Source organism: Streptomyces phaeoluteigriseus (assembly GCF_001896135.2).
Classification (GTDB): domain Bacteria; phylum Actinomycetota; class Actinomycetes; order Streptomycetales; family Streptomycetaceae; genus Streptomyces; species Streptomyces phaeoluteigriseus.
In genome coordinates this window covers 260,962-286,141 of sequence record NZ_MPOH02000017.1, presented here as the reverse complement: position 1 = coordinate 286,141, position 25,180 = coordinate 260,962, and the positions used below count along the sequence as shown (strand labels likewise).

19 protein-coding genes, 2 tRNA genes and 5 pseudogenes are annotated in these 25,180 nt (G+C 72.1%); 11 read left to right on the top strand and 15 right to left on the bottom strand.

Going from position 1 to position 25,180, the window contains the following annotated elements; translation table 11 throughout:
* The first annotated feature begins 384 nt into the window (after nucleotides 1-384).
* From BM536_RS28730 to BM536_RS28715, 4 genes and pseudogenes are all read left to right on the top strand, one after another.
* Complete coding sequence (locus BM536_RS28730; protein WP_094103680.1) at nucleotides 385-888, top strand: MarR family winged helix-turn-helix transcriptional regulator; 504 nt, start codon at nucleotides 385-387, stop codon at nucleotides 886-888.
* Between the two features lie 147 nt (nucleotides 889-1,035).
* Nucleotides 1,036-3,485 (top strand): annotated as a pseudogene (locus BM536_RS28725) (MFS transporter).
* A gap of 70 nt (nucleotides 3,486-3,555) precedes the next feature.
* A complete protein-coding gene (locus BM536_RS28720) occupies nucleotides 3,556-4,377 on the top strand; it encodes a YceI family protein (protein ID WP_073497794.1) in 822 nt (273 codons plus the stop codon).
* 49 nt (nucleotides 4,378-4,426) lie between these two features.
* Nucleotides 4,427-4,897 carry a PPOX class F420-dependent oxidoreductase gene (locus tag BM536_RS28715; protein WP_073497789.1) on the top strand — a complete coding sequence of 157 codons (471 nt, stop codon included), beginning with the start codon at nucleotides 4,427-4,429 and terminating at the stop codon, nucleotides 4,895-4,897.
* 248 nt (nucleotides 4,898-5,145) lie between these two features.
* On the opposite strand, the pseudogene BM536_RS28710 reads toward BM536_RS28715, so the two are convergent.
* The 9 genes and pseudogenes from BM536_RS28710 to BM536_RS28670 form a co-directional block, all read right to left on the bottom strand.
* Nucleotides 5,146-5,903 (bottom strand): annotated as a pseudogene (locus BM536_RS28710) (TetR/AcrR family transcriptional regulator).
* Between the two features lie 96 nt (nucleotides 5,904-5,999).
* A pseudogene (locus BM536_RS28705) lies at nucleotides 6,000-7,497 on the bottom strand (MFS transporter).
* 143 nt (nucleotides 7,498-7,640) lie between these two features.
* A complete protein-coding gene (locus BM536_RS28700; RefSeq protein WP_094103679.1) occupies nucleotides 7,641-9,827 on the bottom strand; it encodes an ArnT family glycosyltransferase in 2,187 nt (728 codons plus the stop codon).
* Complete coding sequence (locus tag BM536_RS28695) at nucleotides 9,824-11,329, bottom strand: bifunctional glycosyltransferase family 2/GtrA family protein (protein WP_073497785.1); 1,506 nt, start codon at nucleotides 11,327-11,329, stop codon at nucleotides 9,824-9,826. Before BM536_RS28695 ends, BM536_RS28700 begins: the two co-directional genes overlap by 4 nt.
* Nucleotides 11,330-11,343: 14 nt before the next feature.
* Nucleotides 11,344-12,987, bottom strand: a complete 1,644-nt coding sequence (locus BM536_RS28690) for a sensor histidine kinase (protein WP_073497783.1) — start codon at nucleotides 12,985-12,987, stop codon at nucleotides 11,344-11,346.
* Nucleotides 12,984-13,724, bottom strand: a complete 741-nt coding sequence (locus BM536_RS28685) for a response regulator transcription factor (RefSeq protein ID WP_073497792.1) — start codon at nucleotides 13,722-13,724, stop codon at nucleotides 12,984-12,986. Before BM536_RS28685 ends, BM536_RS28690 begins: the two co-directional genes overlap by 4 nt.
* Before the next feature lie 242 nt (nucleotides 13,725-13,966).
* Entirely contained in the window at nucleotides 13,967-14,950 is a 984-nt protein-coding gene (locus tag BM536_RS28680) for an alpha/beta fold hydrolase (protein WP_079275192.1), read from the bottom strand.
* A 156-nt stretch (nucleotides 14,951-15,106) separates the two neighbouring features.
* Complete coding sequence (locus BM536_RS28675) at nucleotides 15,107-15,985, bottom strand: DUF2797 domain-containing protein (protein ID WP_094103678.1); 879 nt, start codon at nucleotides 15,983-15,985, stop codon at nucleotides 15,107-15,109.
* Nucleotides 15,906-16,325, bottom strand: coding sequence for an HGxxPAAW family protein (locus BM536_RS28670; protein WP_073499170.1), 420 nt, complete (start codon nucleotides 16,323-16,325; stop codon nucleotides 15,906-15,908). Before BM536_RS28670 ends, BM536_RS28675 begins: the two co-directional genes overlap by 80 nt.
* A 116-nt stretch (nucleotides 16,326-16,441) precedes the next feature.
* Between BM536_RS28670 and BM536_RS28665 the strand changes: the two genes are divergently transcribed.
* Both BM536_RS28665 and BM536_RS28660 read left to right on the top strand, forming a co-directional pair.
* Nucleotides 16,442-16,918, top strand: a complete 477-nt coding sequence (locus BM536_RS28665) for a MarR family winged helix-turn-helix transcriptional regulator (RefSeq protein WP_073499172.1) — start codon at nucleotides 16,442-16,444, stop codon at nucleotides 16,916-16,918.
* Between the two features lie 100 nt (nucleotides 16,919-17,018).
* The gene (locus tag BM536_RS28660; protein WP_073499174.1) at nucleotides 17,019-17,492 is read left to right on the top strand and encodes a carboxymuconolactone decarboxylase family protein; all 474 of its coding nucleotides are present in this window, start codon (nucleotides 17,019-17,021) and stop codon (nucleotides 17,490-17,492) included.
* A 30-nt stretch (nucleotides 17,493-17,522) separates the two neighbouring features.
* Here the strand turns inward: BM536_RS28660 and BM536_RS28655 are convergent.
* Together BM536_RS28655 and BM536_RS28650 are read right to left on the bottom strand one after the other, a co-directional pair.
* Nucleotides 17,523-18,067: pseudogene (locus BM536_RS28655) on the bottom strand (YciI family protein).
* Between the two features lie 98 nt (nucleotides 18,068-18,165).
* Complete coding sequence (locus BM536_RS28650; protein WP_073499176.1) at nucleotides 18,166-18,816, bottom strand: FMN-dependent NADH-azoreductase; 651 nt, start codon at nucleotides 18,814-18,816, stop codon at nucleotides 18,166-18,168.
* 122 nt (nucleotides 18,817-18,938) lie between these two features.
* Here BM536_RS28650 and BM536_RS28645 point away from each other — a divergent pair, with 122 nt between their 5' ends.
* From BM536_RS28645 to BM536_RS40875, 3 genes are all read left to right on the top strand, one after another.
* On the top strand, nucleotides 18,939-19,298 hold the full coding sequence (locus tag BM536_RS28645) for a winged helix-turn-helix transcriptional regulator (protein ID WP_073499178.1): 360 nt from the start codon (nucleotides 18,939-18,941) through the stop codon (nucleotides 19,296-19,298).
* A gap of 333 nt (nucleotides 19,299-19,631) precedes the next feature.
* Entirely contained in the window at nucleotides 19,632-20,069 is a 438-nt protein-coding gene (locus tag BM536_RS28640) for a hypothetical protein (RefSeq protein ID WP_143650980.1), read from the top strand.
* A 3-nt stretch (nucleotides 20,070-20,072) separates the two neighbouring features.
* Nucleotides 20,073-20,231, top strand: coding sequence for a hypothetical protein (locus BM536_RS40875; protein WP_158086550.1), 159 nt, complete (start codon nucleotides 20,073-20,075; stop codon nucleotides 20,229-20,231).
* A gap of 296 nt (nucleotides 20,232-20,527) precedes the next feature.
* Here the strand turns inward: BM536_RS40875 and BM536_RS28630 are convergent, their stop codons facing one another.
* The 4 genes from BM536_RS28630 to BM536_RS28615 all read right to left on the bottom strand — a co-directional run bounded on the left by BM536_RS28630 (nucleotide 20,528) and on the right by BM536_RS28615 (nucleotide 21,921).
* A complete protein-coding gene (locus BM536_RS28630) occupies nucleotides 20,528-20,749 on the bottom strand; it encodes a hypothetical protein (RefSeq protein WP_073499188.1) in 222 nt (73 codons plus the stop codon).
* A gap of 323 nt (nucleotides 20,750-21,072) precedes the next feature.
* Nucleotides 21,073-21,369 carry a hypothetical protein gene (locus BM536_RS28625; protein WP_143650978.1) on the bottom strand — a complete coding sequence of 99 codons (297 nt, stop codon included), beginning with the start codon at nucleotides 21,367-21,369 and terminating at the stop codon, nucleotides 21,073-21,075.
* 178 nt (nucleotides 21,370-21,547) lie between these two features.
* Nucleotides 21,548-21,620, bottom strand: a tRNA-Arg gene (locus tag BM536_RS28620).
* A gap of 210 nt (nucleotides 21,621-21,830) precedes the next feature.
* Nucleotides 21,831-21,921: transfer RNA gene (locus tag BM536_RS28615), tRNA-Ser, on the bottom strand.
* Between the two features lie 156 nt (nucleotides 21,922-22,077).
* Here BM536_RS28615 and BM536_RS28610 point away from each other — a divergent pair.
* Nucleotides 22,078-22,590 carry an SSI family serine proteinase inhibitor gene (locus tag BM536_RS28610; protein WP_073499184.1) on the top strand — a complete coding sequence of 171 codons (513 nt, stop codon included), beginning with the start codon at nucleotides 22,078-22,080 and terminating at the stop codon, nucleotides 22,588-22,590.
* A gap of 337 nt (nucleotides 22,591-22,927) precedes the next feature.
* Nucleotides 22,928-25,180, top strand: a pseudogene (locus tag BM536_RS41915) (PAS domain-containing protein); the annotation flags it as partial.

Here is a 25,180-nt window from a genome sequence, read left to right as displayed (position 1 = left end):
AAGCTGTGACCAGCGCAGATTTGCCTAAGTCGCGCCGTAGCGATGCCAAGCGCGCCCAAGACCAGCGCCGCCGTGAGGCCTGGGGGGTGCCCTCGTCGACGAACGCCCGGAACATCTGGGTGCTGCCGGCGGGGTCGTTGGTGCCCTGGGGGCCCTGCGTGTTAGCCATGCCCCGAGACACTAGCGAAAGTGGCCGGAGGGACCCAAGCGGGGGGCGCGCTCCGGCCCGACCGGGACGCCGCCGTCGGGGAACGCTGCGACCTGGGCGTTTACTATCGTAATACTTGCCTTTGCCAACTTTTTGCGGCCTTCGAGCCTGATTTGTTTGCCTGTAGCAACCAAGCGCTTCTATGGTTGCCCTAAGCAACGAATGCGGGAGGTGTGATGGCCGGGCAGGCGCAGTTCGAGGAGCTGGCGCGTCAGCTCAGTGCCGTCGGAGCCGTGAAGCGGGACCTCGGGCGGATACTGCCGGCCGACTGCTCGCCGGGCTCGGCGGGCGTGCTGACGCTGCTCGACCGTCACGGTGACCTGCGGATGAGCGCCCTGTCCGAACTGCTGGCCGTGGACATGTCGGTGACCAGTCGGCACGCCGCGCACCTCGCCGAGCGGGGCTGGATCGAGCGGTCCCCGGACCCGGCGGACAAACGCTCGCGCATCCTGCGCCTCACCCCCGAGGGCCACGCGATGCTCGCCGAGCTGACCCGGCGCAGCACCGATCTGCTGGCCGAGCGGCTGAGCGACTGGACCGACGACGAAGTCGGTCAGCTCATCGGCCTGATGACCCGGCTGCGCGCGAGCTTCGGCGACTGCCGGTCCGCCCAGCACCGGCCCCACCGGCCCCCTCCCGTTCCCCCTCCGGTCCCCGGGTCCCCGACCCCGTTCCCGTGAGCGAACACCCACGTGAACCGTCACGTGACCGGACCACCCGTACACCCGCACAAGCGACGTAAGAGAAGGAAGCCCATGGCAACGACCACACCAGCCGGTGTGCGGGCTCACGCGAAGCACGGCGGAGGGTCCGCCGACGACGCTCCGATGACCCACCGGCAGATCATGGAGGCCCTCTCCGGACTGCTTCTCGGCATGTTCGTGGCGATCCTGTCGTCCACGATCGTCTCGAACGCCCTCCCGGAGATCATCGGCGACCTCGGCGGCGGCCAGTCCGCCTACACCTGGGTCGTGACCGCCACCCTGCTGGCGATGACCGCGACCACCCCCCTCTGGGGCAAGCTCGCGGACCTGTACAACAAGAAGGCGCTCGTCCAGCTGGCGCTCGTCATCTATGTGCTCGGATCGGCCGCCGCCGGTCTGTCGCAGAACCCCGGCATGCTCATCGCCTGCCGTGTCGTCCAGGGCGTCGGCGTGGGCGGCCTCTCGGCCCTCGCGCAGATCGTCATGGCGGCGATGATCTCCCCGCGTGAGCGCGGACGTTACTCCGGCTACCTCGGCGCGACCTTCGCCGTCGCCACCGTCGGCGGTCCGCTGCTCGGCGGTGTCATCACCGACACCAGCTGGCTGGGCTGGCGCTGGTGCTTCTACGTCGGCGTGCCCTTCGCCGTCATCGCGCTGATCGTGCTCCAGAAGACCCTGCACCTGCCCGTCGTGAAGCGGGACGTCAAGGTGGACTGGGCCGGCGCGTTCTTCATCTCGGCCGCGGTCTCGCTCCTGCTGGTCTGGGTCACCTTCGCCGGTGACAAGTACGAGTGGCTGTCCTGGCAGACGTACGCGATGGTCGCGGGGTCGGTCGCGCTCGGGCTGATCTTCGTGCTCGTCGAGTCGAGGGCCAGCGAGCCGATCATCCCGCTGCGGCTGTTCCGCAACCGCACCATCACGCTGTCCTCCGCCGCCTCGCTGTTCGTGGGCGTCGCGATGTTCTCCGGCACGGTCTTCTTCGCCCAGTACTTCCAGCTGGCCCGCGACGAGTCGCCGACCATGTCCGGTGTGCTGACGATCCCGATGATCGCGGGCCTGTTCGTCTCCTCCACCGTGTCCGGGCAGCTCATCACCCGCACCGGCAAGTGGAAGGCCTGGCTGGTCGGCGGCGGTGTGCTCATCACGGCGGGCCTCGGCCTGCTGGGCACCATCCGCTACGACACCCCTTACTGGAAGACCGCCGTCTTCATGGCCCTGCTGGGCCTCGGCGTCGGCATGATGATGCAGAACCTGGTGCTGTCCACGCAGAACCAGGTCGCCCCGCGCGATCTCGGCGCGGCCAGCTCCACCGTCACCTTCTTCCGCTCCCTCGGCGGGGCGATGGGCGTCTCGGCGCTGGGTGCCGTCATGGCGCACCGCATCGGCGACTACGCCCAGGACGGCATCGCGGGCCTCGGCCCCGAGTACGCCTCCGTCGCCGCCGGTTCCAGCTCGGGGGACTCCATCCCCGACATGGACAAGCTGCCGCTGCCGCTGCGCACGGTCATGGAGAGCGCGTACGGCCACGGCATCGCGGACGTCTTCCTGATCGCCGCCGCCATGGCCCTGCTGGCCTTCCTCATCACCCTGTTCATCAAGGAGGTCCCGCTCAAGACCAGGGGCGCGTCGGCGCAGTCGGCCTCCGATGACACTCCCGCCGAGGCCTCGGCCGGTGCCGGGGCTCCGGCCGAGGCACACGCCGCCGCCCGTGACAACGTCCTCGCGGCTGTCGGCTCCACCGTCGAGGCGGGTCCCGAGGGCACGCAGCGGCTCTCGGCCGTCACGACCGCCGACGCCCCCGCGGCCTCCTCGGGCGGCATCCCGGTCCGCGGTTTCGTCCGCGGCGCCGAGAGCGCGCCCGTCCCTCAGGCCGCCGTCACGCTGATCTCCTCGCGGGCCGGCAGCTGGGCCGCTCGGTCGCGCAGGCCGACGGCTCCTACGGGCTGGACGCGCCGGCCACGGGGTCGTACGTCCTGATCGCCTCCGCCGACGGGTTCCAGCCGCAGGCGTCCACGATCGTCGTCAACGGCGAGCCGGTCGCGTACGACATCCTGCTCAGCGGGACCAGTGGGCTCGGCGGTGTCGTGCGGGCCGCCGAGTCGGGCGAGCCCGTCAAGGACGCCATGGTCATCGTCACCGATGTGCGGGGCGATCTGCTGGCCACCGGGAACACCGGTGAGCAGGGCGAGTTCGCCTTCGCCGAGCTGGTGCCGGGTGCCGTGACCGTCGCGGTGAACGCCGCCGGGTTCCGGCCGCGCGCCCTGCCCGTCGAGGTGGGCGCGACCGGAGTGACCCGCGTGGAGTTGGTCCTCGACGCGGGGGCACAGGTCCAGGGCGTCGTCCGGGCGCCGTACGGTCCGCTGGCCGACGCGCGCGTGACGCTCGTCGACGCGGCGGGCAACGTGGCCGGCACCGCCACCACCGGGGCGGACGGGGCGTACGCCTTCACCGACCTCGACGGCGGCGACTACACGGTCATCGCGACCGGTTACCCGCCGGTGGCCACCGCCCTGACCGTCTCCGGCACGGGCGTGGACGGCCATGACATCGAACTCGCCCACCCCGGCGAGTAGCACGACACGGCACCGGCCCGTGGTGGGGTACGCCCCCGCCACGGGCGGTCTCTTCGAGGAGTTGCGTGAGATGGGACTGACCGCGAGGATCCGCACCCGGGACGGATGGGCCGTGTCGCACGCGGTCGTCACGGTGACGGACATGACGGGCACACAGGTGCTGCGCGCCGAGGCCGACGCGGAGGGCGCCGTACGCGACGCGGGCGCGCTGGCGCCGGGGGCGTACACCGTGATCGTCACCGCCGTCGGATACGCGCCGGCCGCCGCGAGCGCGCTGGTCACCGTGAGCGGCCAGGCGGAGGTCGGCACGGTCACGCTGGCCCGGCAGGGCGGCGCCGAACTGCCGCCGCCCGGCCGCTGGACCGTCGACCCGGCGCACTCCACGGTCGGCGCGGTCGCCCAGCACCTGGGCATCTCCAGCGTGCGCGGCCGGTTCACCGAGTTCGGCGCGTCCGTCGAGATCGCCCCGGACGACGTCACCAAGTCCCGGGTGGAGGCGGTGATCCGGGCCGCGTCCATCGACACCGGCAACGGCATGCGCGACACCCACCTGCGCTCGGCGGACTTCCTGGACGTCGAGGCCCATCCCGAGATCACCTACCGCTCGACCGGCGTGACGGTGGCGGGCCCCGACCGGTGGACGGTCCACGGCGACCTGTCGCTGCGCGGGATCGTCCGGCCCGTCGACCTGGACCTCGCCTACCTCGGCACCGGCGCCGACCCGTGGGGCGGCACCCGCGCGGCCTTCCGGGCGACGGCCGACCTGCACCGCGAGGACTTCGCCATCAACTACAACCAGGTCGTCCAGGCGGGCATCGCCGCCATCGGTACGACACTCAAGGTCGAGCTGGACATCCAGGCCGTGCAGGGGGAGTCGCTGCCGCAGGCGTAGGACCGGCGGGGTCAGCCACGACGGCCACCCCGCCGCCTACGCTGGCCCCATGGCACCGAACATCGCGACCAACACCTCCGTCTCCCTCGACGAGCTGCTGGACTTCGTCCGTCCCCGGCACCGCGCGATCCTCCTCACCCGGCGCGCCGACGGCAGCCCCCAGGCCTCGCCGCTGACCTGCGGGGTCGACGACTCGGGCCGGATCGTCGTGTCCACCTACCCGGAGCGGGCCAAGACGCGCAACGCCAAGCGCGACGAGCGGGTCAGCGTGGTCGTCCTGAGCGACGAGTGGAACGGCCCCTGGGTCCAGGTCGACGGCACCGCCGAGGTCATCGACTCCCCCGACTCCGTCGAGGCGCTGGTCGAGTACTACCGCAACATCGCCGGCGAGCACCCGGACTGGGACGAGTACCGGGCGGCGATGGTCAAGCAGGGCAAGTCGATCATCCGCGTCACCCCGCGACGATGGGGACCGGTGGCGACCGGCGGCTTCCCGGCGGGGCTCGCTCCGCAGGAGTGACCGTGGGTCGGTGGCACCAGCGGCGTCCGGGTGGCGGCCGACGGCGTCCGGGTGCCGACCGGCACGACCAGGGCTCTCCCGCACGGCTCGCTCCGCGGTAGTGACCGCGGACCGGTAGCCACCCGCGGCGACCGGGGCGACCGGCGTCCCGGCACGGCTCACTCCGCACCAGTGACCGCGGACCGTTGGCGTCCGGGGCGTCCCGGCGCGGCTCGGTTCGTCGGGGTGGGGATCGGACGAGGGGAGGCTCAGCCGCGTTCCACCATCGCCTCGATGCCCGCGATCAGGAGGTCCAGGGCGAAGGTGAAGTCGCGGTCCAGCATCTCCGCGACCGTGTCGCCGCCGCGGGCCGCCATGAGGTTCCTGGACTCCTCGATGACCTCGGCGGTCTCCGGGGCCTCGGTCACCTTGCTCATGGAGTGCTGGAAGTACTCGTCCGCGGTCATGCCCGCGTCCGCCACCCGGCCGAAGAAGTGGCCCTCGATCGTGCCGTAGCCGTACACGAACTGGAAGACCGCCGAGATCGCGCTCGTGATGCGGTGGTCGGGCAGGCCCGTGCGGCGGACCACCCGCTGGACCGTGCGGGAGAAGACCAGCGAGTTCGGCCCGATGTTGAGGTACCGCCCGGCGAGCGGCGACAGCCAGGGGTGGCGGACCAGCAGCGCGCGGTACGACGTCGCCAGCGCCCGCAGTTGCTCGCGCCAGTCCTCGCCCGCCGTCTCCGGGTCGGGCAGGCCCAGTTCGCCGAAGGCCGCGTCCAGGGCGAGTTCGAGCAGGTCGTCCTTGGTGTCGACGTACCAGTAGACGGACATCGCCGTCACGTTCAGCTCGGTCGCCAGCCGGCGCATGGAGAACTTGTCCAGGCCCTCCGCGTCCAGCAGCCGTACGGTGACCTCCGTGATCCGGTCCCGGTCCAGCCCCGACGGCTGCCCCCGCCCCGTCCCCGGCGTGCCTTGCCCTCCAGCCAGACGCTGGTCCGCGCGGCCTGCTTGGCGGCCTTCACCATGGCGCACCTCTCTGGGGGTTCTCCGGGTCACTGCCGATGACGATGCTAGGCGGCGGCCGGGCCTTCAAGGGCGCGTGGCCGTGCCCGGTGGGCGGCTCACGCGGCCGGGACCTCCGCGTCCTTGCGCGCCGCCCTGCGCAGCAGCACCGCCGCCACCAGCCCGCCCAGCAGTACGGCGACCGCGCCCACCAACTGACTGCTCTCCAGGCCCGCGGCGAACGAGTCGACCACCCGGTCCCGTTCCTCCGCCGACCCCGCCGCCACCAGCGCCTCCGGCAGGGACCCGGCGGCGAACCGCGCGCTGAGCACCGCCCCGAGTACGGCCACGCCCAGCCCGGTGCCGAACTCCGCGAGCGTGCCGTTGATCCCGGCGCCGACCCCGGCCTTGGCGGGCGGTATCGCGCTCATGATGGCGTGGGCCATCGCCGGGCTGGCCAGCGCGGTGCCCGCACCGATGAGCAGCAGCCCGGCCAGCGTCCCGGCGTACCCGCCGGAGGCCGTCGTGGCGATGGCGACCAGTCCCGCCGACATCGCCGTCATGCCGATCAGGATCGACACCGGGCCGCCCAGCTTCGCCAGCCACCTCGCCGATATTCCGGTGAAGTTGAGGGCGACGACGGTCAGCGCCAGCGGCGCGGTGCGCAGGCCCGCCTCCAGAGGGCCGTATCCGAAGACGAACTGGAGGTGCTGGGTGAGCAGGAAGAGGGCGCCGCCCATGCCGAAGGCGACCAGGACCATGCCGGCGACGGCGCCCGTGAACCGGCGGTCGCGGAAGAACTGGAGGTCGAGCATGGGGTGCGGGATGCGGCTCTCCCACCAGCCGAACAGGGTGAGCGCGGTCACCGCGACGGCCGCGCTCAGCAGGACCCGGCCCGCCGTCCAGCCGTGCGCGGGGCCGGAGATGATCACGAAGACGAGTGAACTCATGCCGATCGTGGAGAGCAGCGCGCCCGGCAGGTCGGGACGGTCGCCGCGTGGGTCCTTCGACTCGGGGACCAGGGCGACGACCGCCACCACGCCCAGGGCGGCGACCGGCAGGTTGACCAGGAAGATCGCGCCCCACCAGAAGTGGTCGAGCATGAAGCCTCCGACGAGCGGGCCGACGGCGAAGCCCAGCGAGTTGACCGCGGCCCAGATGCCGATCGCCTTCGGCTGCTCCTCGGGCGTGAAGATCTGCATCGCCACGGCGAGGGTGGTGGTCACCAGCAGCGCCCCGCCCACGCCCATCCCGGCGCGCGCGCGATCAGCCGGCCGGTGGTCTCGGCGAGGGCGGCCGCCAGGGATCCGAGACCGAACAGGACCAGGCCCGCCATCAGCATCTTCTTGCGGCCGTACCGGTCGGCGGCGCTGCCCGCGGTGAGGAGCAGACCCGACTGGACCAGCGAGTAGGCGTTGATCATCCACTGGATGTCGGAGGTGGCCGCGTCCAGCTCGCGGGTGAGCGAGGGGATCGCCACGTTCAGGACGGTGTTGTCGAGCAGCACCGTGAGCTGCGCGAGGCAGATCACACCGAGGATCAGCAGCGCTGGGGGTGGCCCTGGGGACGGCGGTGGCCTTGGGGACGGCTCTGCGGGGACGACGTGGGCGCGGTCATGTTCTACAGCGTAGAACGATCCCTGTACGGCGTACAACAGAATGGGCGCGAGCGGAGCACGAAGAAGGGCGGTGACCGTGGTCACCGCCCTTCCCCTCGACCGCCGGACGTCAGCCGGACGTCAGCCGCTCATCAGTCGGTCATCAGCCGCCGGTCGCCTTCTGCGTCAGGTCGTAGAAGGTGGCCGAACCGACCGTGACCTTCTTGAAGTTGGCCTCGATCCACTCGGTGATCTGGGTGGACGTGCCGTCGCTGCCGCCCATGGCGCCGCCGCCCGATCCGCTGCTGATGAAGTAGTGGATCTTTCCGTCGGCGACGTACTGCTTGAACTGCGCCGGCGTCGGGGACGGGTCGGTGCCGTTGAAGCCGCCGATCGCCATCACCGGGTCGCCGGTGGCCAGTTGGTAGCTCGCGGCGTTCTGGGAGCCGATGGCCGCCCCGGCCCAGGTGTACTTGTCGGAGTCGGTGTCGAGCAGCTTCCTGGCCTCGTCGGTGACGGTGGCGCCGTTGATCAGGCCGCCCACGCCGCCTCCGCCGCCGCCCATCCGGCCGCCCTCGCCGTTCGTCTGCCCACCGGGAGCGGTCTGGCCCTGCCCCTGGCCTTGGCCCTGCCCCTGGCCCTGGCCCTGAGCGGTGCCGCCGGGCAAGCCGCCGCCGTTCTGTTGGCCCTGCCGGCCCTGCTGGCCGGGCATGCCGCCGCCGAAGCCGCCGCCGCCCGGACCGCCCCGGCCGCCGCCCATCATCGACGCGCCTGCCGGGCCCGCCGTCGGGATGGAGCCGGTGTGCGCGGAGTTCACGGTGCTCAGCGTGTACGCCGTCGGCCCGGCCAGCGCCGCGACGATGCTCAGGGCCGCCGCCGCGAGGGCGAACCGCCGGGGCAGCCGGCCCGCGAAGACCAGGCCGAGCGCACCGGCCAGGCCGCCGACCAGCACCAGCCACTTCAGCCAGGGCAGGTGGTCGGGGGTGCGGTTGAGCAGGACGTATCCCCAGGCCGCGGCTGCCACGGAGGCGGCGGCGAGGGTGAGCGAGACCCAGATCTCGGACCGCTTCTCCCACAGGATGCCGGTGCCCATGCCGATCACGGCGGCCAGGTAGGGGGCCAGTGCGATCGTGTAGTACTGGTGGAAGATGCCGGCCATGAAGCTGAAGACCACCGTGGTGATCAGCAGCGAGCCGCCCCAGACCAGGAAGGCGCCGCGGGTCACCGAGGTCCGCTTCCGCTTGCGGGTGGCCACCAGGCCGGCGACCAGCAGGATCAGCGCGGCGGGCAGCAGCCAGGAGATCTGGGCGCCGATCTCGGAGTTGAACATCCGGTCCCAGCCGGTCTCACCCCACTGCCCGGTGCCGCCACCGCCGCCACCGCCGACGCTTCCGGTCTCTTCGCCGTTGAGGCGGCCGAGCCCGTTGTAGCCGAAGGTCAGCTCCAGGAACGAGTTGTTCTGCGAGCCACCGATGTACGGCCGGGAGGAGGCGGGCCACAGCTCGACGATCGCGACCCACCAGCCGCCGGAGACGACCAGCGCGGCCGTCGCCAGGGCCAGCTGCGAGAAGCGCTTCTTCAGCGGGACCGGCGCGCAGACGGCGTACACGATCGCCAGCGGCGGCAGGATCAGGAAGGCCTGGAGGGTCTTGGCGAGGAACGCGAAACCGATCGCGACCCCGGCCCACACCAGCCACTTCGTGCGGCCGTCCTCCAGGGCGCGGACCACCAGGTAGCAGGCCACGGCCATCAGCAGGGCCAGCATGGCGTCCGGGTTGTTGAACCGGAACATCAGCGCGGCGACCGGGGTGAGGGCGAGCACCGCTCCCGCGATCAGGCCGGACGCGGGGCTGAAGCGGCGGCGCACGGAGGCGTGGACGGTGGCGACCGAACCGACGCCCATCAGCACCTCGGGGACGAGGATCGCCCACGAGTTCAGGCCGAAGACCTTCACGGACAGCGCCATCGGCCACAGCGCGGCCGGGGGCTTGTCGACGGTGATGGCGTTGGCCGAGTCCAGCGAGCCGAAGAAGAAGGCCTTCCAGCTCTGGCTGCCGGCCTGTACGGCCGCGGAGTAGAAGGAGTTCGCGTAACCGGAGGCGCTCAGGTTGTAGAGGTACAGGACGCAGGTGGCGAGCAGCAGTCCGAGGAAGGCCGGGCGCGCCCAGCGGGGGTCCTCGGGCCGGCCGCGCCAGATCCTGGCGGCGAGGGGCCGCTTCGGCTCGCCCGTGCCGGGAGCGGGGGCGTCCGGTTCCTGCGGCGGCGCGGGGGGTGCCGTCTCCGGCCCGCTCCAGGTGGCCGCGGCAGCCGGGTCGGCCGGCCGCGCCGTGTCGTCGAGGTGGGTGGTCATCGGGCGTCCCCCGGGTCGGTGTCGTGGGGGCGCACCGGCTGCAACCGGATGGTGGCGTCCCTCCCCCACTCTCGGCTTCGCTCGAGCGGAGGCACCCCCACCGTGCCGTCCGCGGCCTCGCCGGCGCGGAACCGCGTCGTGGCGCTGTTCTGGGAAGGGGCGTGGGGCCGCTGCGGCAGCGGACCGGGCGCGGGGCACGTCGGTGAGGCGGCGGGCCCCGTCGGGGGCTGGACCCGGTGCCGGGTCTCGGGCTCCTCGTCGCCCCGCCGGTCCGGGAACACCCAGGCGCGGAAGAGGAGGAAGCGCAGGACCGTCGCCGCGAGGTTGGCGGCGACGAGGACGGCGAGTTCGGTGGCGTGCGCCGGGTCGGACGTCGCCGCGTCGAGCGCGAGGAGCGAACCGCTGGTCAGCGCCAGGCCGATGCCGAACACGACCAGGCCCTGCGCCTGGTGGCGGACGGCGCCGGCCCGGCCGCGCACCCCGAAGGTGAGCCGGCGGTTGGCGGCCGTGTTGGCGACCGCGGAGACGAGCAGCGCGAGCGCGTTGGCCGTCTGGGAGCCGGAGAACTGCCGGAAACCGCTGTAGAGCAGCAGGTAGAAGAGGGTGGACAAGCCACCGACGACACAGAAGCCGACAAGTTGACGGGCCAGGCCCTTGGGTACGTCCATGATCTCGCGGTCGCGCGGATCGTCGCCGAACGGCCTGGTCAGCCGGTCCAGGGGAAGCGAACCGGTGGCCAGCGCCCGGCCCACGCGCCATACCCCTTTCAGGTCGTCGGTCGCCGTCTTCGCGATGTGCACCGTGGAGTCCGGGTCGTCCACCCAGTCGACCGGCACCTCGTGGATACGGAGACCGGCTCGTTCGGCGAGCACCAGCATCTCAGTGTCGAAGAACCAGCCGGTGTCTTCCACCAGCGGGAGCAGAAGTTGCGCCACATCACGGCGGATCGCCTTGAAGCCGCACTGGGCGTCCGAGAAGCGGGCCTGGAGCGAGCCGCGCAGGATCAGGTTGTAGGAGCGGGAGATGAACTCCCGCTTGGCCCCGCGCACCACCCGCGAGCTGCGGGCCAGCCGGGACCCGATGGCCAGGTCGGAGTGGCCCGAGATCAGCGGCGCCACCAGCGGCAGCAGCGCGTTGAGGTCGGTGGACAGATCGACGTCCATGTAGGCGAGGATCGGGGCCTCGGAGGCCGACCAGACGGTCCGCAGCGCCCGGCCGCGGCCCTTCTGCTCCAGCCGGAAGGACCGCACCTCCGGGACCCGCGACTCCAGCAGCCTCGCCACATCCGGGGTGCTGTCCGTGGACGCGTTGTCCGCGATGGTGATGCGGAACGGGTACGGGAAGGTCCGCGTCAGGTGGTCGTGCAGTCTGCGGACACAGGGCTGGAGGTCCTTCTCCTCGTTGTAGACGGGGATCACTACGTCCAGGACAGGCGTACCGGCGGCGTCGGCCGGGAGGTGCTCCCGCGCCGGCAAGGTGCCGGGAGAAGAGTCGGTTCGCATGTCGACGACTTTCGTCAGGTGCCCTGTTGCACCCATGTGCTGGCCCTGTGCTGGCCCTGTGAGTCCCGTTGCCGGTTCGTTTCGGGCGCGGGAAGGGGCGGGGCGGGGGCGAGAGCGGGCAGGTGCACGGTGAAAACGGTCCGTCCGGGCACGCTGTCGACGGTCACGGCACCGCCGTGCGCGGTCGCGACGGCCTCCACGATGGCGAGGCCCAGGCCGGTGGAGCCGGTGGCGCGGGAGCGCGCCGAGTCGCCGCGGGCGAACCGTTCGAAGACGCGCGGGAGCAGGTCCGCCGGAATGCCCTGGCCGTTGTCCTGGACGTCCACGCACAGCCACGGTCCGCGCCGCTGCACGCGCGCGGTGACGGTCGTACCCGGTGGTGTGTGGGTGCGGGCGTTGGCGAGGAGGTTGACGAGGACCTGTTGCAGCCGCGCCGAGTCGGCGGACACGAGGGCGGGCTCCTCGGGGAGTTCGAGGCGCCATACGTGGTCGGGTCCGGCGGCGCGGGCGTCGCTGATGGTGTCGATGACGAGGGGGACGAGGTCGGTCTGCTCGAACTGGAGCGGGCGGCCCGCGTCGAGGCGGGCGAGCAGCAGCAGGTCCTCCACGAGGAAGGTCATCCGGCCGGCCTCGGACTCGATACGGCCCAGCGCGTGCCGGGTGTCCGGTCCGACCTGTTCGCGGCCGCGGCGGGTCAGCTCGGCGTATCCCCTGATGGAGGCCAGGGGGGTTCTGAGTTCGTGGCTGGCGTCCGCGACGAACTGCCGGACCCGCATCTCGCTCTCCTGGCGGGCGTGCAGGGCACCGTGCACGTGGTTCAGCATCCGGTTGAGTGCGGCGCCGACCTGGCCGACCTCGGTGTGCGGGTCGGTCTCGGACTCGGGGACCCGCTCGGAGAGGTTGACCTCGCCGGTGTGCAGGGGGAGTTCGGAGACCCGGGTGGCGGTGGCGGCTACCTTGCGGAGGGGGCGGGTGGCGAGGCCGACCAGCACATAGCCGGCGATGACGGCGGCGCCGAGACCGGCGGCGGTCACGCTCAGTTCGACGATGATCAGGGTGTTGATGGTGTTGTTGGCGTCGTCGGTGGGCAGGGCGACGTAGCACGTGTCGCTGCCGTCCATGCTGGTGACGTACACGACGCGGTACTCGCCGATACCCGGGACGTCCACGAAGTGGGCCTTGCCGTCCTTCGCCACGGAGGCGAGAGCCGCCTTCTGCGCCGCGTCGAGGCTGCCGGCGGTCATGTCCTTGAAGACGCCGTTGCTGTCCTTCTCCTGCTCGGCGACGGCGGCACTGACGATCTTGCCGTCCACCACGTACGCGGCGATGGTCCTGGGCTGTGTCGGGCCCTGGGTGACGAGCTTCGCGGCCTTGGCGCTCGCCGGCGTGTCGTCGTTCGCCCCGACCGGCGGGGTCCCGTCGGGCGGCTGCTTGCCGTCGATGCGGCCGCCCACCGCGCGCATGGCGGTCTCACGCACCTTGCCGTCCAGCTGCTCGTACAGATGCGACCGCAGGGCCAGCGTCGTCACCGTGCCGATCACCGCGCAGACCACCGCGATCAGGACCACCGACGCGACGACGAGCCGGGTCCGCAGGGTGCGGGGCTTGCGGGGCTTGCCTGCTCGCTGCTGCGCACGCGGCCGTCGTCGCCCGCTCATGACGCGGCGGGCTTGATCAGGTAACCGGCGCCGCGCCGGGTGTGGATCATCGGCTCGCGCCCCGCGTCGATCTTGCGGCGCAGGTACGAGATGTACAGCTCGACCACGTTGGCCTGGCCGCCGAAGTCGTAGGACCACACGCGGTCGAGGATCTGGGCCTTGCTGAGCACGCGCCGCGGGTTGCGCATGAGGAAGCGCAGCAGCTCGAACTCGGTGGCGGTGAGGTGGATGTTGTCGCCGCCCCGCGAGACCTCGTGGCTGTCCTCGTCGAGGGTGAGGTCGCCGACGACGAGCATCGACTCGGAGCGGCGGTCGGCGGCGCCGGAGCGGCGGATCAGCCCGCGCAGTCGGGCCACGACCTCTTCCAGGGAGAACGGCTTGGTGACGTAGTCGTCGCCGCCCGCGGTGAGTCCGGCGATACGGTCCTCGACGGCGTCCTTCGCGGTGAGGAACAGGACGGGCACGTCCGGCAGCTCACGGCGCAGCCGGCCCAGGACGGTCAGCCCGTCCATGTCCGGCAGCATCATGTCGAGGACGACGGCGTCGGGCCGGAAGTCCCGGGCGGTCTGGATGGCGCCCGTGCCGTCACCGGCACTCCGGATCTGCCATCCCTCGTAGCGCAGGGCCATGGACAGCAGTTCGGTGATCGACAACTCGTCGTCCACCACAAGCACTCGGACGGGGCTCCCGTCCGGCCTCAGCAGTTCGGTGCGCCCCTGGGGCGAGGTCGTGGTCATGGAGGACACCATGTCGGGGTCGCCTGAGAACGCGCTTTCCCCTGTCTGTGATTTCCCTGAGAAACGCACAGCAGGCTCTCAGGGAAGTGCGGTGCGGACGCGCCAGGGCGGCCCGTCCGTCCGCGTATGCCCCGGTTCCGTGGCCGGAAGGGGCGGACGGAACGCGTGACTCCGCCGTGGGAACCCTGGGGATTCCTGGGAGTTCCTTGAGGAAGCCCGGCCCTGCCGGACCGTCGGGGACCTCAGTCCGGCAGGGCGGCGAGCCACTTCGTGAGGAGGCGGTTGAACTCGGCGGGCCGCTCCTGCTGGATCCAGTGGCCGCAGCCGTCCAGGAGGTGCGAGGAGACGAGGCCGGGCAGCGTGGTGGCGTGCGCGTCGATCGCGTCGGCCAGCCAGGTGGTGGAGGCGTCCAGCCGGCCTGCGACGAACAGGGACGGCTGGGTGACGGGGGCCCCGTCGTGATCGGCGAGGTCCTCCCAGTCCCGGTCCATGTTCCGGTAGCGGGCCAGCGCCCCGCTCAGCCCGGTCCGCTCGAACTCTGCGGCGTGCACGTCGAGTTCCTCCTCGTCGAGCCAGCCGGGCAGCCGGCCGGCGGGAAAGCGGTCGCGCATCCGGCCGCCACGGGGGACGAAGTAGGGGCTCGGCGCGTCGGGTGCGGGCATGGTGTCGGCGGACAGGGCCGCGTAGAAACCGGCGAGCCAGCCGCGTACGTCGGGCTCGATCTCGGCCTCGGCGCGGCCGGGCTCCTGGAAGTAGGAGACGTAGAACTCCTCCTCCGCGCCCGCCATCCCCGCGAAGATCTCACTGGGCCGCGGTCCGCCGCGCGGTGTGTAGGGGACGCCGAGCAGCCCGACCGCGCGGAAGACGTCCGGGCGGAGCAGCGCGGAGTGGGCGGCGATGGCGGACCCCCAGTCGTGGCCGACGACCACCGCGGTCTCCGCACCGAGGGCGCGCACCACGGCGGCGTTGTCGGCGACCAGCTCCCGCATGCGGTACGCCTCCGGGGCGGCGGGCCGGGAGGAACGGCCGTAGCCCCGGACGTCGAGGGCGACCGCGCGGTATCCGGCGGCCGCGAGGGCGGGCAGTTGGTGACGCCAGGAGTACCAGGACTCGGGAAACCCGTGCACGAGAAGCACCAGCGGCCCCGCGCCCTGCTCCACGAGGTGGGTGCGGCCCGCGGGAGAGGGGACGGTCCGGTGAGTGACGTCCAAGGCCTGCTGCGACATGCGAACTCCACGATTCGGGATCCACGGCCCTGTCCGGCAGGGGGAGAACCCCGAGCCGGTCAGAGCCCCGTCGTCGGCATCCTGCGGGGAGGACCCCGGGCGGGGCGAGGGGGCTTGCCGGTTCGGCAAAACAGGGGAGGGACGGCGGCGGTCGCCTCAGAACAGCTCGTCCTGGAGGTGCTCCGCGGGCTTGCTGAACTCCCTGACGGGGAAGCCCGTTTCGTCCGCTTCCCCGGCCGGGACCAACTCCCAGCCCCGCATCAGCCGGCTGTCCAGTACGACGACTCCGGTGGCCGTCGCCAGATGCAGGTCCGGTCCGGCGGCGGCGACCAGGTCCCCGCTCACCGCACCCCCGGCGACCAGCTCGCTCACCGAGCCGACGGCTGCCGGTGCCCCCGCCAGCCCGAAGGCCTCCACATGGTCCACGGCCAGGAAGGGCTCCCGCGTCAACGACTCCGGCCAGTCGCCGAGGCCGACCGCCCGCGCGTGCAACTCACGGATCTCCAGCGCCCGCTCCCCCTCCGCCACCGGCAACCCGGCCCGGACGGCCCGCTTCTCGGCGTACGGGATCCGGTCCGGGACGCGCAGGGCGGCCCGCAGCAGTTCCTCGGTGCGCCGGGCTGCCATCAGGGGGCCGGTGCCGAGCCAGGTGAAGGAGACGGCACCCTGCTCCAGCAGCCGCGCCGAACCCCGCCCGACCGCGGTGATCCCTACCTTGACCAGGCCGGGGCCGAACCAGGCCAGGTACACGCGGTACGGCCGCGGATCGTCGGCGACGGCGTCCGCGGCGACGGAGTGCGCCCGGTCCAGCCGCCCGCACTCCTCACAGCGCGCCCCCGTGCTCCGCGCCGGCACGACCGCCCGCACCGGGCACGCATGCCCCCGCGCCCCCGAACAGGCCCGCACACCCCCTTCCGCGACCCCGAAGGCCACCCGCTTCCCCCACGACAGCGGGCTACGCCGCCCCCCGTCCCACACCAGCTCGGGTCCCGCCCCCGACCAGCTCAGCCCCGTGCACTTCCATGCCTGTGCCATCACCCACCACGGTAGGCGCCGGCACTGACAACGCCCCCTCGGCCACCCGTCCGCGCCCCGCGAGCCGGCACCCCACGCACGCCGGATGACCGGCTCGCGCCTCCGGGTCCCGCACCCGCATGCCCCACTCGGCCCGTGGCCGCACGCCCGGCGGCTTGCCCCACCCGGACAGGTGCAGCGCCCACGTGACCAGCGCGCTCAGCGCCACGACCACGAGCCCCGCACCCACCAGCACCCCGGACACGGCACACACGCCGACCCCCGCCACGGAGGTGCCGACGGTGGCGATCGCGACGCCGGTCCAGCCGGCGACCGTGTGCCCTTCGTCGTACAGAGACATGCGATCCCTCACGATCTAAGAAGTTGAGATACATAACCTCTTACAAGGTAAGAGAAACCGAAAGCAGATAACAAGGAGCCAGCAGAAACCGACCGCAGAGGGAGCACCGTCCCGCGATGACCGCCCAGCCACCCCGTCCCCCCGCCACCCCCGCACAGGCACTGTCGGCGATGGACGACCTCATCGCGGCCAGCCTGGTCGGCCAGCAGGAGATGGCCCAGCGCCTGGGCCTGAACGTCACCGACCTGACCTGTTTCGCCTACGTCATCCAGGCCGGCGAGGACCTCCTCACCGCGGGCGACCTCGCGACCCGCGTGCACGTCACCACGGGCGCCGTGACCGGCATCCTCAACCGCCTGGAACGCGCGGGATACGTCACCCGCCGCCCCGACCCCCAGGACCGCCGCCGCGTCCGGGTGGCCGCCGAACCCACCGCCGTGGCCCGGGTGCACGCCCTGTACGAGCCCTACTACGCCCGCCTCGGCACCCTCTTCGCCGACTACTCCGCCGAGGAGATCGCCGTCCTCACCGACTGGTTCACCCGCGCGACCACACTGGCGAACGCCTATCGGGAGGAGCTGCGGGACGAGTGAGTCCGCACCCACGAGACCCACGTCACACCTCCCTCTGTCACACCGCCGCGCGCCGCTCCGTCAAAGAGGTGCAACCCGCACCGACGGCAGAGGAGTCACCATGGAAGCCCGCCTGAACTTCTACGGCAGCCCGCTCGCGGCGAAGCTCGTGAAACACGTCAACTCGGCCGGCAGGGAGATCACGAACTCGACGCTGCCGGCGGCGACGCAGGAACTGGTGAAGATCCGCGCCAGCCAGATCAACGGCTGCGGCTTCTGCACCGACATGCACACCAAGGACGCCGCGCACGCCGGGGAGACCGCGCAGCGCCTCCACCTGGTCGCGGTCTGGCGCGAGGCCAAAATCTTCACCGACGCCGAGCGGGCCGCCCTGGAGCTGACGGAACAGGGCACCCGCATCGCCGACGCGGCCGGCGGCGTCACCGACGAGGCCTGGGCGAACGCCGCCGAGCACTACGACGAGGAGCAGCTCGTCGCCCTCGTCGGGCTGATCGCCGTCATCAACACCTACAACCGCATGAACGTCATCGTCCAGCAGCCCGCCGGCGACTACCGGCCGGGCCAGTTCGGCTGATCTTGCCGACGGGCCCGAGGGACGGCGGGGTCAGGACCGCCGTCCCCCGAACTCCCACTCGTGGACCTCGATCCCGGCGTACCGGTCCTGGGTCAGGACGGCGCGTGCCGCGTCCGGACCGGCGCCCGGACCAGCACCGCCGTCCCGAGCCAGGCGCCGCCGTCGTCGGACAGCAGCGGCCCGTACGCGATCAGCCCGTCACGGTCGTCCGGTACGTCGAGATCGACGGCCTCTCCCGCGCCGAGCCCGAGGACCAGGTACCGCTCGCCCCCGTCCCGGCCGCCGGGGAAGTCCCACATCGTGCGCCCCAGCAGGTTGCGCCACCGGCGCAGCATCACGTCCCGGTAGGCACCTGCCTGGTAGTTGGGCTCGTCGAACGCGAACGCCCGCGCGGCGGCCGGGTCCGGCAGATCGACGATGTGCACGCTGCCGGTGAGCACGCCCTCGTCGAAGGTCGGCCCCCGGGCGATCAGCTCCGCCTCGTACCGGTCCATGTAGGCCCAGTGCTCCTCCACCAGCTCGGTACGCAGGGCGAGAGAGCCGGGCCGGTCACGGTGATGACAGAAGAAGTCCATGCGCCCAGTCTCGGCGAACGCCCCGGAGGGCGGAGTTCGTTCAGCCGCGATCGTGCCGAGCCGGAGTGGGCCGGAGCGGGCGCACCTGGCGAGCCCGGCTAGGCGGCGACGCGCGCGGCGAGCAGCTTGGCCTTCTCCGCGGCGCTCACCAGCGCCTGCTCGCGGGACGCCTCCGCGAGGGGGATGAGGTCCGCCATCGCGGGGTTGGAGGCGGCCATGGTCAGCTCGGGCACGATGAAGTGGACCTCGGCGCCGAGCAGTTCACCCAGGACGGCCTCCAGGTAGTTCTGCACGTACTCGAAGCCCTCGCGCGGGGTGCCCGGAGCGTAGGAACCGCCCCGGCTGGCGACGACGGTGACCGGCAGGCCCTTGACGGACGAGTCGGGTCCGGCGGTGCGACCCATCAGGATGACCTGGTCCAGCCAGGCCTTGAGGGTCGAGGGGATGGACAGGTTGTACATCGGGGCGCCGATCAGCACGGCGTCCGCCTGCTCCAGCTCCTCCACCAGCTTCAGCCGCTCGGCGAAGGCCGCGGCCTGCTCCGGGGTGTGGGTGGCCGGGTCGGCGAAGGCGGCCGAGGCGGCGAGCACCTCCAGGTGCGGGACGGGGGCCGCGGAGAGGTCGCGGTAGATCACGGTGCCCTGCGGGTGCTGCTCCTCCCAGGTCCTGCGGAAGGCATCCGTCACCGAGCGGGAGGCGGAGGCGGCGGTGGGGAACAGCGACGAGTCCAGGTGCAGCAGCGTGGCCATGGGTACTCCAGTCGGGATGCGAGATGCTTTTCCGTACGCAGCTATCGATTATTGCGTACCAACTAATAACACAGCTACTTACTTTTTTTCATCCCCGAACCGGAAGGCGGTACCCTGGCGGCATGGCGGACACGAGGACGTACCACGGGCCGGAGGCGTGCAGCGGCGTCGGCGAGGGCATCACCAGCGTCTTCGGACTCCTCGGAAAGCGCTGGACGGGCATGATCGTGGCCGCGCTGATGCAGCGCCCGGTCCACTTCGCCGACCTGCGCCGCGGCATCCCCGGCATCAGCGAACGCATGCTCTCCGACCGCCTCACCGAACTGAGCGCCGCCGGCCTGGTGGTGCGCGAGGTCGACGAGGGTCCCCCGCTGCGCGTCTCGTACCGCCTGACCGAAGCCGGCGCCGCCCTGGACCCCGCCCTTCAGGAACTGGCCCGCTGGGCGGAGAAGCACCTGCTCAAGACCGACACCCCCTGCTGAGACAGGCCATGGGGCCGCCGACGACACCCGGCTGACCGGCCATCACGGCGAGCAGCACCAGGGAGCCTCCGGCCCCGCTGACCGGCGTCTCCCTCTGGCCGCGCCGGGCGTACGGCCGGCAGCGCAGGGAAGGCCGTGGGCCGGTCGACGCGACAGGGTCGGAGGGAAGCGAGGTGACGGTTCCCGGGCCGGGAGGTGCCGATCGCGGGCGGCGCGGAGGAGGCACTCCTGATACTGCGCGCCAGGGCTTTCGCACAGGGCCGCACCTCGAGCGAGGCGGCCCGGGCCGTCATCGACCGAGCCCGGTGACTGCTGGAGGTGGACGCGGCGGCGGTGACGATCGCCGACGGCCGGGGCACCCTCAAGGCGATGGCGGCCACGGAGGACCGTGCCGCGTTCATCGAGCCGCTCCGGATGCAGACGGGCCGAGGCCTGTACGGACTGCTCACGCACCGGCGAGGCCCGTGGCATCCCGGACATCACCGCCGAACGGGACGCCGGCCGAAGCTGGTCCCCGCCATGCCCGACAGCGGGTACCGGGCGTTGCACACCGTCCCGCTGCGCCTGTACGAGCGTCCCCTGGGGGCTGCGACCCCGCTCAACACCCGGGTCCGGGAGCTCTCCGAGGGCGACGCGCGGCCGGCGCGGGCACCGGCGGACTCAGCGGCGCTGTCGCTGATGCACCGGTCCACTGAACCGGCGCGAGTCGACGACGTCATCGCCCGCGTGCGGAGCGCCATCGCGGCCAAGGCCGTCCTGGAGATCGCCTAGGGGATGCTCGCCGTGTACGGGGACATCGCGATAGGTGAGGCTGGGCGCCGCCTGACCGACTACGCCCGCCATCACCGGGTGAGTCTCGCCGACACGACTCACGCCCTGGTGAGCCGCACCACGGACCCGACCGTCATCGTCGGTGACCCGCACGGATCGTGAGGCCGACAAGCTCCCGGTGGGAGCTAGCCGGCCCTGCGACGCCGAGCCGTGGCCGACTCGGGGATGAACTCCGGCCCGTCCTCGGGCGGGAAGTTCTCGTTCTCCGCGAACTCCGCGAAATCTCCGAAGTCCGGTGCCTGGAAGGGGTTCGCCGTCGGAGGCGGCGACGTCGCGGTGGCACTGCGCGGCGCCCCTTCCGGAGCGGAGAACAGCGAGGTCGAGTCGATGAGAGGACTCCCATTCGTTACAGGTCCGTGAGGAAGCTGGTGGTGTGCCGTGACCGGGCACTGCGGGTTCTACAGCTTGGTCAGCTTGGGGTACGGGCTCAGGATCCGCTGTTGCGCCGATCCGAAATCCACGAGTACGGCGATTCCCTCCTCGATGCCGATCACCCGGCCGAGGCCGTACATGTCGTGCGTGACCTGGTCACCCACGGCGAACTGCTTGGGCGGCGGCGCGACCGGGGCCTTGAAGGGGCTGGTGGGCAAATAGCGCTTCGATGCAGCAGGCTTTGTCATTGCTTCCAGTATGCGCCTGCCCGCAACCCCCCGGCAGCGCCTGAACGCACCCACCTGTCGTGAAAGCCGGCGTTCTCCGTCCACCGAGGCGACCCACTCCCCGAACGGGCACAGCACCTCGCCGAGGTCGAGCGGCCCGCACGGCGCCTGGAAGACACCGTCCGACACCCGCGTCGTCGCCCGGCCGAAGCCGCTGCACCGAACGGCGTTCAGCGAGCACCGTCGAGGACGAGATCGGGAGCACCGTCGAGGACGTGATCTCGCGGTCGGACGCCTTGCCGACGTCGTCGTCACCGCGGCAGATCCAGGGCCTCTCCGCCGGATCAGGGCGTGGAGCGGCGGCGAGCGCGGAGCAGGTGGACGCCCTTCACGGCGTGGACGGTGGCCATGAGCGCGAAACCGGCGAAGCCGAGCCGGAACCAGGGCTCCGCCACCACGAGACCCAGTACCAGGCCGCCGAGGAGCAGCAGGTTGCCGACGGAGTCGAGCAGGTCGAGGCGGGCCTTGAAGCGCACCGCTGGGTCGAGTCCGCTCAGTCGGCGGACGACGGGGACGAGGCCGAGGGCGTGCAAGACCGCCAGACCGGCGACGAGCAGGAGGGACCAGTGGGGTATGTCCACGGCGCGCACTGTAACGCCCGCCCGGGACCCGCGGGACGATGATCCGGAGGAAGTACCCCAGGCATCGGTGCAGGTGTTGCTTTCAGGTGTTGATGTCAGGTGTTGATGCCACCGGCTGATGTCACCGGTTGACGTCAAAGGCCCCGCCGGGCGAACCGGCGGGGCCTTTTGACCTGTGTGCACTCGGCAGGATTCGAACCTGCAACCTTCTGATCCGTAGTCAGATGCTCTATCCGTTAAGCTACGAGTGCTTGTCCTTCTTCTGTTTTCTGTCTCCGGTCCCGGCCCTTCCGGCCCGCTCGCGGCGACAGGAAGAACATTACATGACAGCCGCCGCCATGTGAAATCCGATTCCCATACCGCTTGTGACCTGCGAGAAGGCCTGTTCTGGGGGGTCAGTCGGAGGCGGTCCGGGGAACGACGAAACCCCGGTCGCGGAGGACCGGGGCTTCGACGTCGAGCGGAGGCGGAGGGATTTGAACCCTCGATGGGATTGAAGTCCCAAACCGCATTAGCAGTGCGGCGCCATAGACCGGACTAGGCGACGCCTCCACACAGCCGCTCGCGTGTGTGCGAGTGGCGCGTGCAGATGATGACACAGTCGAGCCTCGTGTCACCAATCGGCGTCCACGGTACTAGGCGGTCGGCCCGCAGGGCAAAGGCATTCGCCGGGCGGAACGTCCCCGGCGGCGGGGCGTTAGGCAGGCCATGGTCCAGGTCACACCGCTCGGGCGGCTCCTCCTCACTCTCTCCGCCGCCTCCGCGGTGGCCGTCGCCGGCTCCCTCGGCGCGGGTTCCGTCACCGCCCACGCGGGCCCCGGCCCGGCCCGGCCGCCCCTCGCGCCGCCGCCCGTCCGCGACGAGGACCGGCCACCCGCCGGCGATCACCTCACCGTGACCGTCCGGGGCGCGGGCGGGGGTGCCGACGGGACGTTCGTGGTGCGCTGCCATCCGGGGCGCGGGCATCACCCGGACGTGTCGGGGGCCTGCGCCGCCGTGGACCGCAACGCCCGGTGGGGGAAGGACACCTTCGCGCCCGTGCCGGAGGGCAGCGTGTGCACCATGCGGTACGGCGGTCCGGCCACCGCGCGGGTCACCGGCCGGTGGGCCGGGCGGCCCGTCGACACGACGTTCGAGCGCGGCAACGGCTGTCACATCGAGCGCTGGGACCGGTTCGTGCCGCTGCTGCCGGAGGTGGGGCGGGCGCTGACCCGGCCCTGACCGGCGGAGAACAGGGGACGGGGGCGGTCGACCCGGTTCCGTTCCGTCGCCTTCCTGACCGCCTCCGGGGACGGGGAGCCGGCACCCCCGCCACCCCACGGATTTCGCACAGGTTTCCCATGGCAGAAGCACCCGTCGCGTAAACGTCACGCGAAGGTCCCGCGAAACCGGGGCGGGCGGTCATACGTTCTGTGTCACTTCGTCGTGCGAGCTGCCTCTCATCCGGCGCCGCGAGCACGGCCCCAGCCCTTAGACTCCCTCGCGTGACACGCTGCGGGACGGTTGGCAATATGGCCCGAGCGGTCGGCAAAGGGCGGTAACAGGGAGGAAGCGACTCGTGAGCAGCAGGCCATCCCGAGGCGCTGCTCGCCTCGCAGCCATACTCGACGCACTTCCCGACGCGTTGGTCCTGGTCAACGCCAACGGAACCGTCGTCAACGCGAACACCATCGCGCTGGAGGCATTCGAGACGCCGGGCACCGCCCTCGTGGGGCGCGGGCTGCTCGATCTCCTTCCGGAGTTCGACTCCAAGCTCATCCCCGGCTCGATGCGGCGCCCGGACCACATGGACCCGCGCGGCCGGACCAAGCCCACGCGGATGGTCGCCCGGCGCACCGACGGCACCGAGTTCCCCGTCGAGGTCACCAGCGCCAACCTGGAGAACGGCCAGCAGGCCTACGACAGCTACGGCTACGCCAACGACGAACTGCTGATGCTCGTCGTACGCGACCTGTCGGGCACCGTCGACACCGAGGCCGAGCTGGCCCGGTCGCAGCGCCAGACCGAGATGATTCTGCGGGCCGCGTCCGAGGGAGTCGTCGGCACCGACACCGACGGGCGGATCGTGCTGGTCAACCCGGCCGCCGCCCAGACCCTCGGCTACCGGGCGAGCGACCTCGGCGGCAAGGAGCTGCACACGCTCGTGCTGCACTCCCGCGCCGACGGCTCCCCCTTCCCCTATGACGAGTCGCCGCTCGCCGACACCCTGCGCTCCGGGCGCAAGCACCGGGTGCGCGGGCAGGTGCTGTGGTCCAAGGGCGGGGAGAAGGTGTCGGTCGACCTGACGACCGCGCCCGTCCGGGACGGCGACCAGCTCGTCGGCGCCGTGATGACCTTCACCGACCGGCGGCCGTACGACTCCCTCGCCGAGGAGAAGGACGCCGTCGAGAAGCGGCACCGGGACGAACTGGAGCGGCTCTCCGAGGAGCATTCCTCCGACCTCACCGCACTGCGCCAGCAGCATGTCGCCGAGCTGGAGCGGCTGCGCGAGCAGCACGAGGAGGCACTGGCGGCCGGCGAGGAGCGCTACGCCGCGCTGGGCGAGCGGGAGAAGGACCGGTACGAGGCCCTCGCCGCCCGCTACGACCAGTTGCTGACCCTCCTCGGCGGGTCGCTGCGCGGTCCCCTGGACGAACTGCGCCGCGAACTGTCCGCGCTCGCCGCCGACGACGCCGGGCAGCTGTGGCCCGAGGCCAACCAGGTCCTGCACCACCTGTCGGCCGGGTACGCGCGCATCACCACCCTCATCGACAACGTCCTCGGCTACCAGCGCCTGGAGACCGGCGGCGAGGCCATCACCCGGACGAAGGTGATGCTCGACGCGTCGTCGCCGCCGGTGTCGACGGGGCCGTGGAGCTGGTCGGGCCCGGCCGGGTCCAGTTCGCCGTGCACGCTCCGCCCATCGAGGCCGAGGTCGACGCGCGGCTCCTCACGACCGCGCTCGCCCACCTCGTCGCCGACGTCGCGGGCGTCGATGCCACCGGCAACGCGCCCGTCTCGGCGGGCGGTTACATGGACAACACGGTCGTCGTGGCCGCCGCTCAGCGCGGCGAGGTCGTCCGCATCGAGGTGCGTGGCCCGTACGCCGGCGGCGACCCCGTGCACGAACCGATCGTGCGCGGGATCGTGCGGGCGCACGGCGGCGTGCTCCAGACGCACGAGGTGCCGGGCATGAGCGGCAGCGCGTACGTCCTCGAGGTGCCGTTGGGCGGAGGCGCGGGCGCCGTCGCCGCTCCGGTCGGGTCCGCCCTCGCTCTGGCCGGTCCGCCGGACGCGGCCCCGGAGGCGGCCGACGCCGAAGGTGAGCAGAACTCCGTCGCCGGGCGGCGGCGGGCCCACCGGTCCTCCGTGGACGCCTTCCTGGAGAGCGAGGTCCCGGCTGCGGCGGGTACCGGGGCCGAGGTGGAGGCCGCGGTGCCGACCGGCCGGCGACGTCGGCGTGGCCCGGCCGCCGAGGAGACGCCGGCCCCGGCCCCCGCCGAGGAACCGGAGGGTTCCGGCGGGACCGGCCGGCGACGCGCACGGTCCGCCGAGCCCGGCGAGGACGCCGGTGTGAGCGAGGGCGCCGTGCTCACGGCCGCCGAGCACGCGGCGGGGACCGCCGCCTCGGGTACCGGACTCGGCGGCACCGTTCCGCCGCAGGGCGTACCGGCTCCGAGCGGACGGCGGGCCCGGCGCGACGGCGACGAACCGCAGGCGGCCCTGCCACCCGCCCTGCCCGCGGTCGCGGGCACTCCGGTGCCCGCGGAGGGTGCCGAACAGCCGACGGGCGCCGCCGGACGCGCCCTGGCCGCCGCGAACGAGCGCGCGC

What these genes read in the sequence shown, in the direction of transcription:
- BM536_RS28610 (WP_073499184.1), top strand. Translation starts at nt 22,078, where the DNA reads ATGGTCCAGGTCACACCGCTCGGGCGGCTCCTCCTCACTCTCTCCGCC.
- BM536_RS28680 (WP_079275192.1), bottom strand. Translation starts at nt 14,950, where the DNA reads ATGTCGCAGCAGGCCTTGGACGTCACTCACCGGACCGTCCCCTCTCCC.
- BM536_RS28715 (WP_073497789.1), top strand. Translation starts at nt 4,427, where the DNA reads ATGGCACCGAACATCGCGACCAACACCTCCGTCTCCCTCGACGAGCTG.
- BM536_RS28700 (WP_094103679.1), bottom strand. Translation starts at nt 9,827, where the DNA reads ATGACCACCCACCTCGACGACACGGCGCGGCCGGCCGACCCGGCTGCC.
- BM536_RS28665 (WP_073499172.1), top strand. Translation starts at nt 16,442, where the DNA reads ATGACCGCCCAGCCACCCCGTCCCCCCGCCACCCCCGCACAGGCACTG.
- BM536_RS28685 (WP_073497792.1), bottom strand. Translation starts at nt 13,724, where the DNA reads ATGACCACGACCTCGCCCCAGGGGCGCACCGAACTGCTGAGGCCGGAC.
- BM536_RS28720 (WP_073497794.1), top strand. Translation starts at nt 3,556, where the DNA reads ATGGGACTGACCGCGAGGATCCGCACCCGGGACGGATGGGCCGTGTCG.
- BM536_RS28695 (WP_073497785.1), bottom strand. Translation starts at nt 11,329, where the DNA reads ATGCGAACCGACTCTTCTCCCGGCACCTTGCCGGCGCGGGAGCACCTC.
- BM536_RS28675 (WP_094103678.1), bottom strand. Translation starts at nt 15,985, where the DNA reads ATGGCACAGGCATGGAAGTGCACGGGGCTGAGCTGGTCGGGGGCGGGA.
- BM536_RS28670 (WP_073499170.1), bottom strand. Translation starts at nt 16,325, where the DNA reads ATGTCTCTGTACGACGAAGGGCACACGGTCGCCGGCTGGACCGGCGTC.
- BM536_RS28730 (WP_094103680.1), top strand. Translation starts at nt 385, where the DNA reads ATGGCCGGGCAGGCGCAGTTCGAGGAGCTGGCGCGTCAGCTCAGTGCC.
- BM536_RS28660 (WP_073499174.1), top strand. Translation starts at nt 17,019, where the DNA reads ATGGAAGCCCGCCTGAACTTCTACGGCAGCCCGCTCGCGGCGAAGCTC.
- BM536_RS28690 (WP_073497783.1), bottom strand. Translation starts at nt 12,987, where the DNA reads ATGAGCGGGCGACGACGGCCGCGTGCGCAGCAGCGAGCAGGCAAGCCC.
- BM536_RS28645 (WP_073499178.1), top strand. Translation starts at nt 18,939, where the DNA reads ATGGCGGACACGAGGACGTACCACGGGCCGGAGGCGTGCAGCGGCGTC.
- BM536_RS28650 (WP_073499176.1), bottom strand. Translation starts at nt 18,816, where the DNA reads ATGGCCACGCTGCTGCACCTGGACTCGTCGCTGTTCCCCACCGCCGCC.
- BM536_RS40875 (WP_158086550.1), top strand. Translation starts at nt 20,073, where the DNA reads ATGCTCGCCGTGTACGGGGACATCGCGATAGGTGAGGCTGGGCGCCGC.
- BM536_RS28630 (WP_073499188.1), bottom strand. Translation starts at nt 20,749, where the DNA reads ATGACAAAGCCTGCTGCATCGAAGCGCTATTTGCCCACCAGCCCCTTC.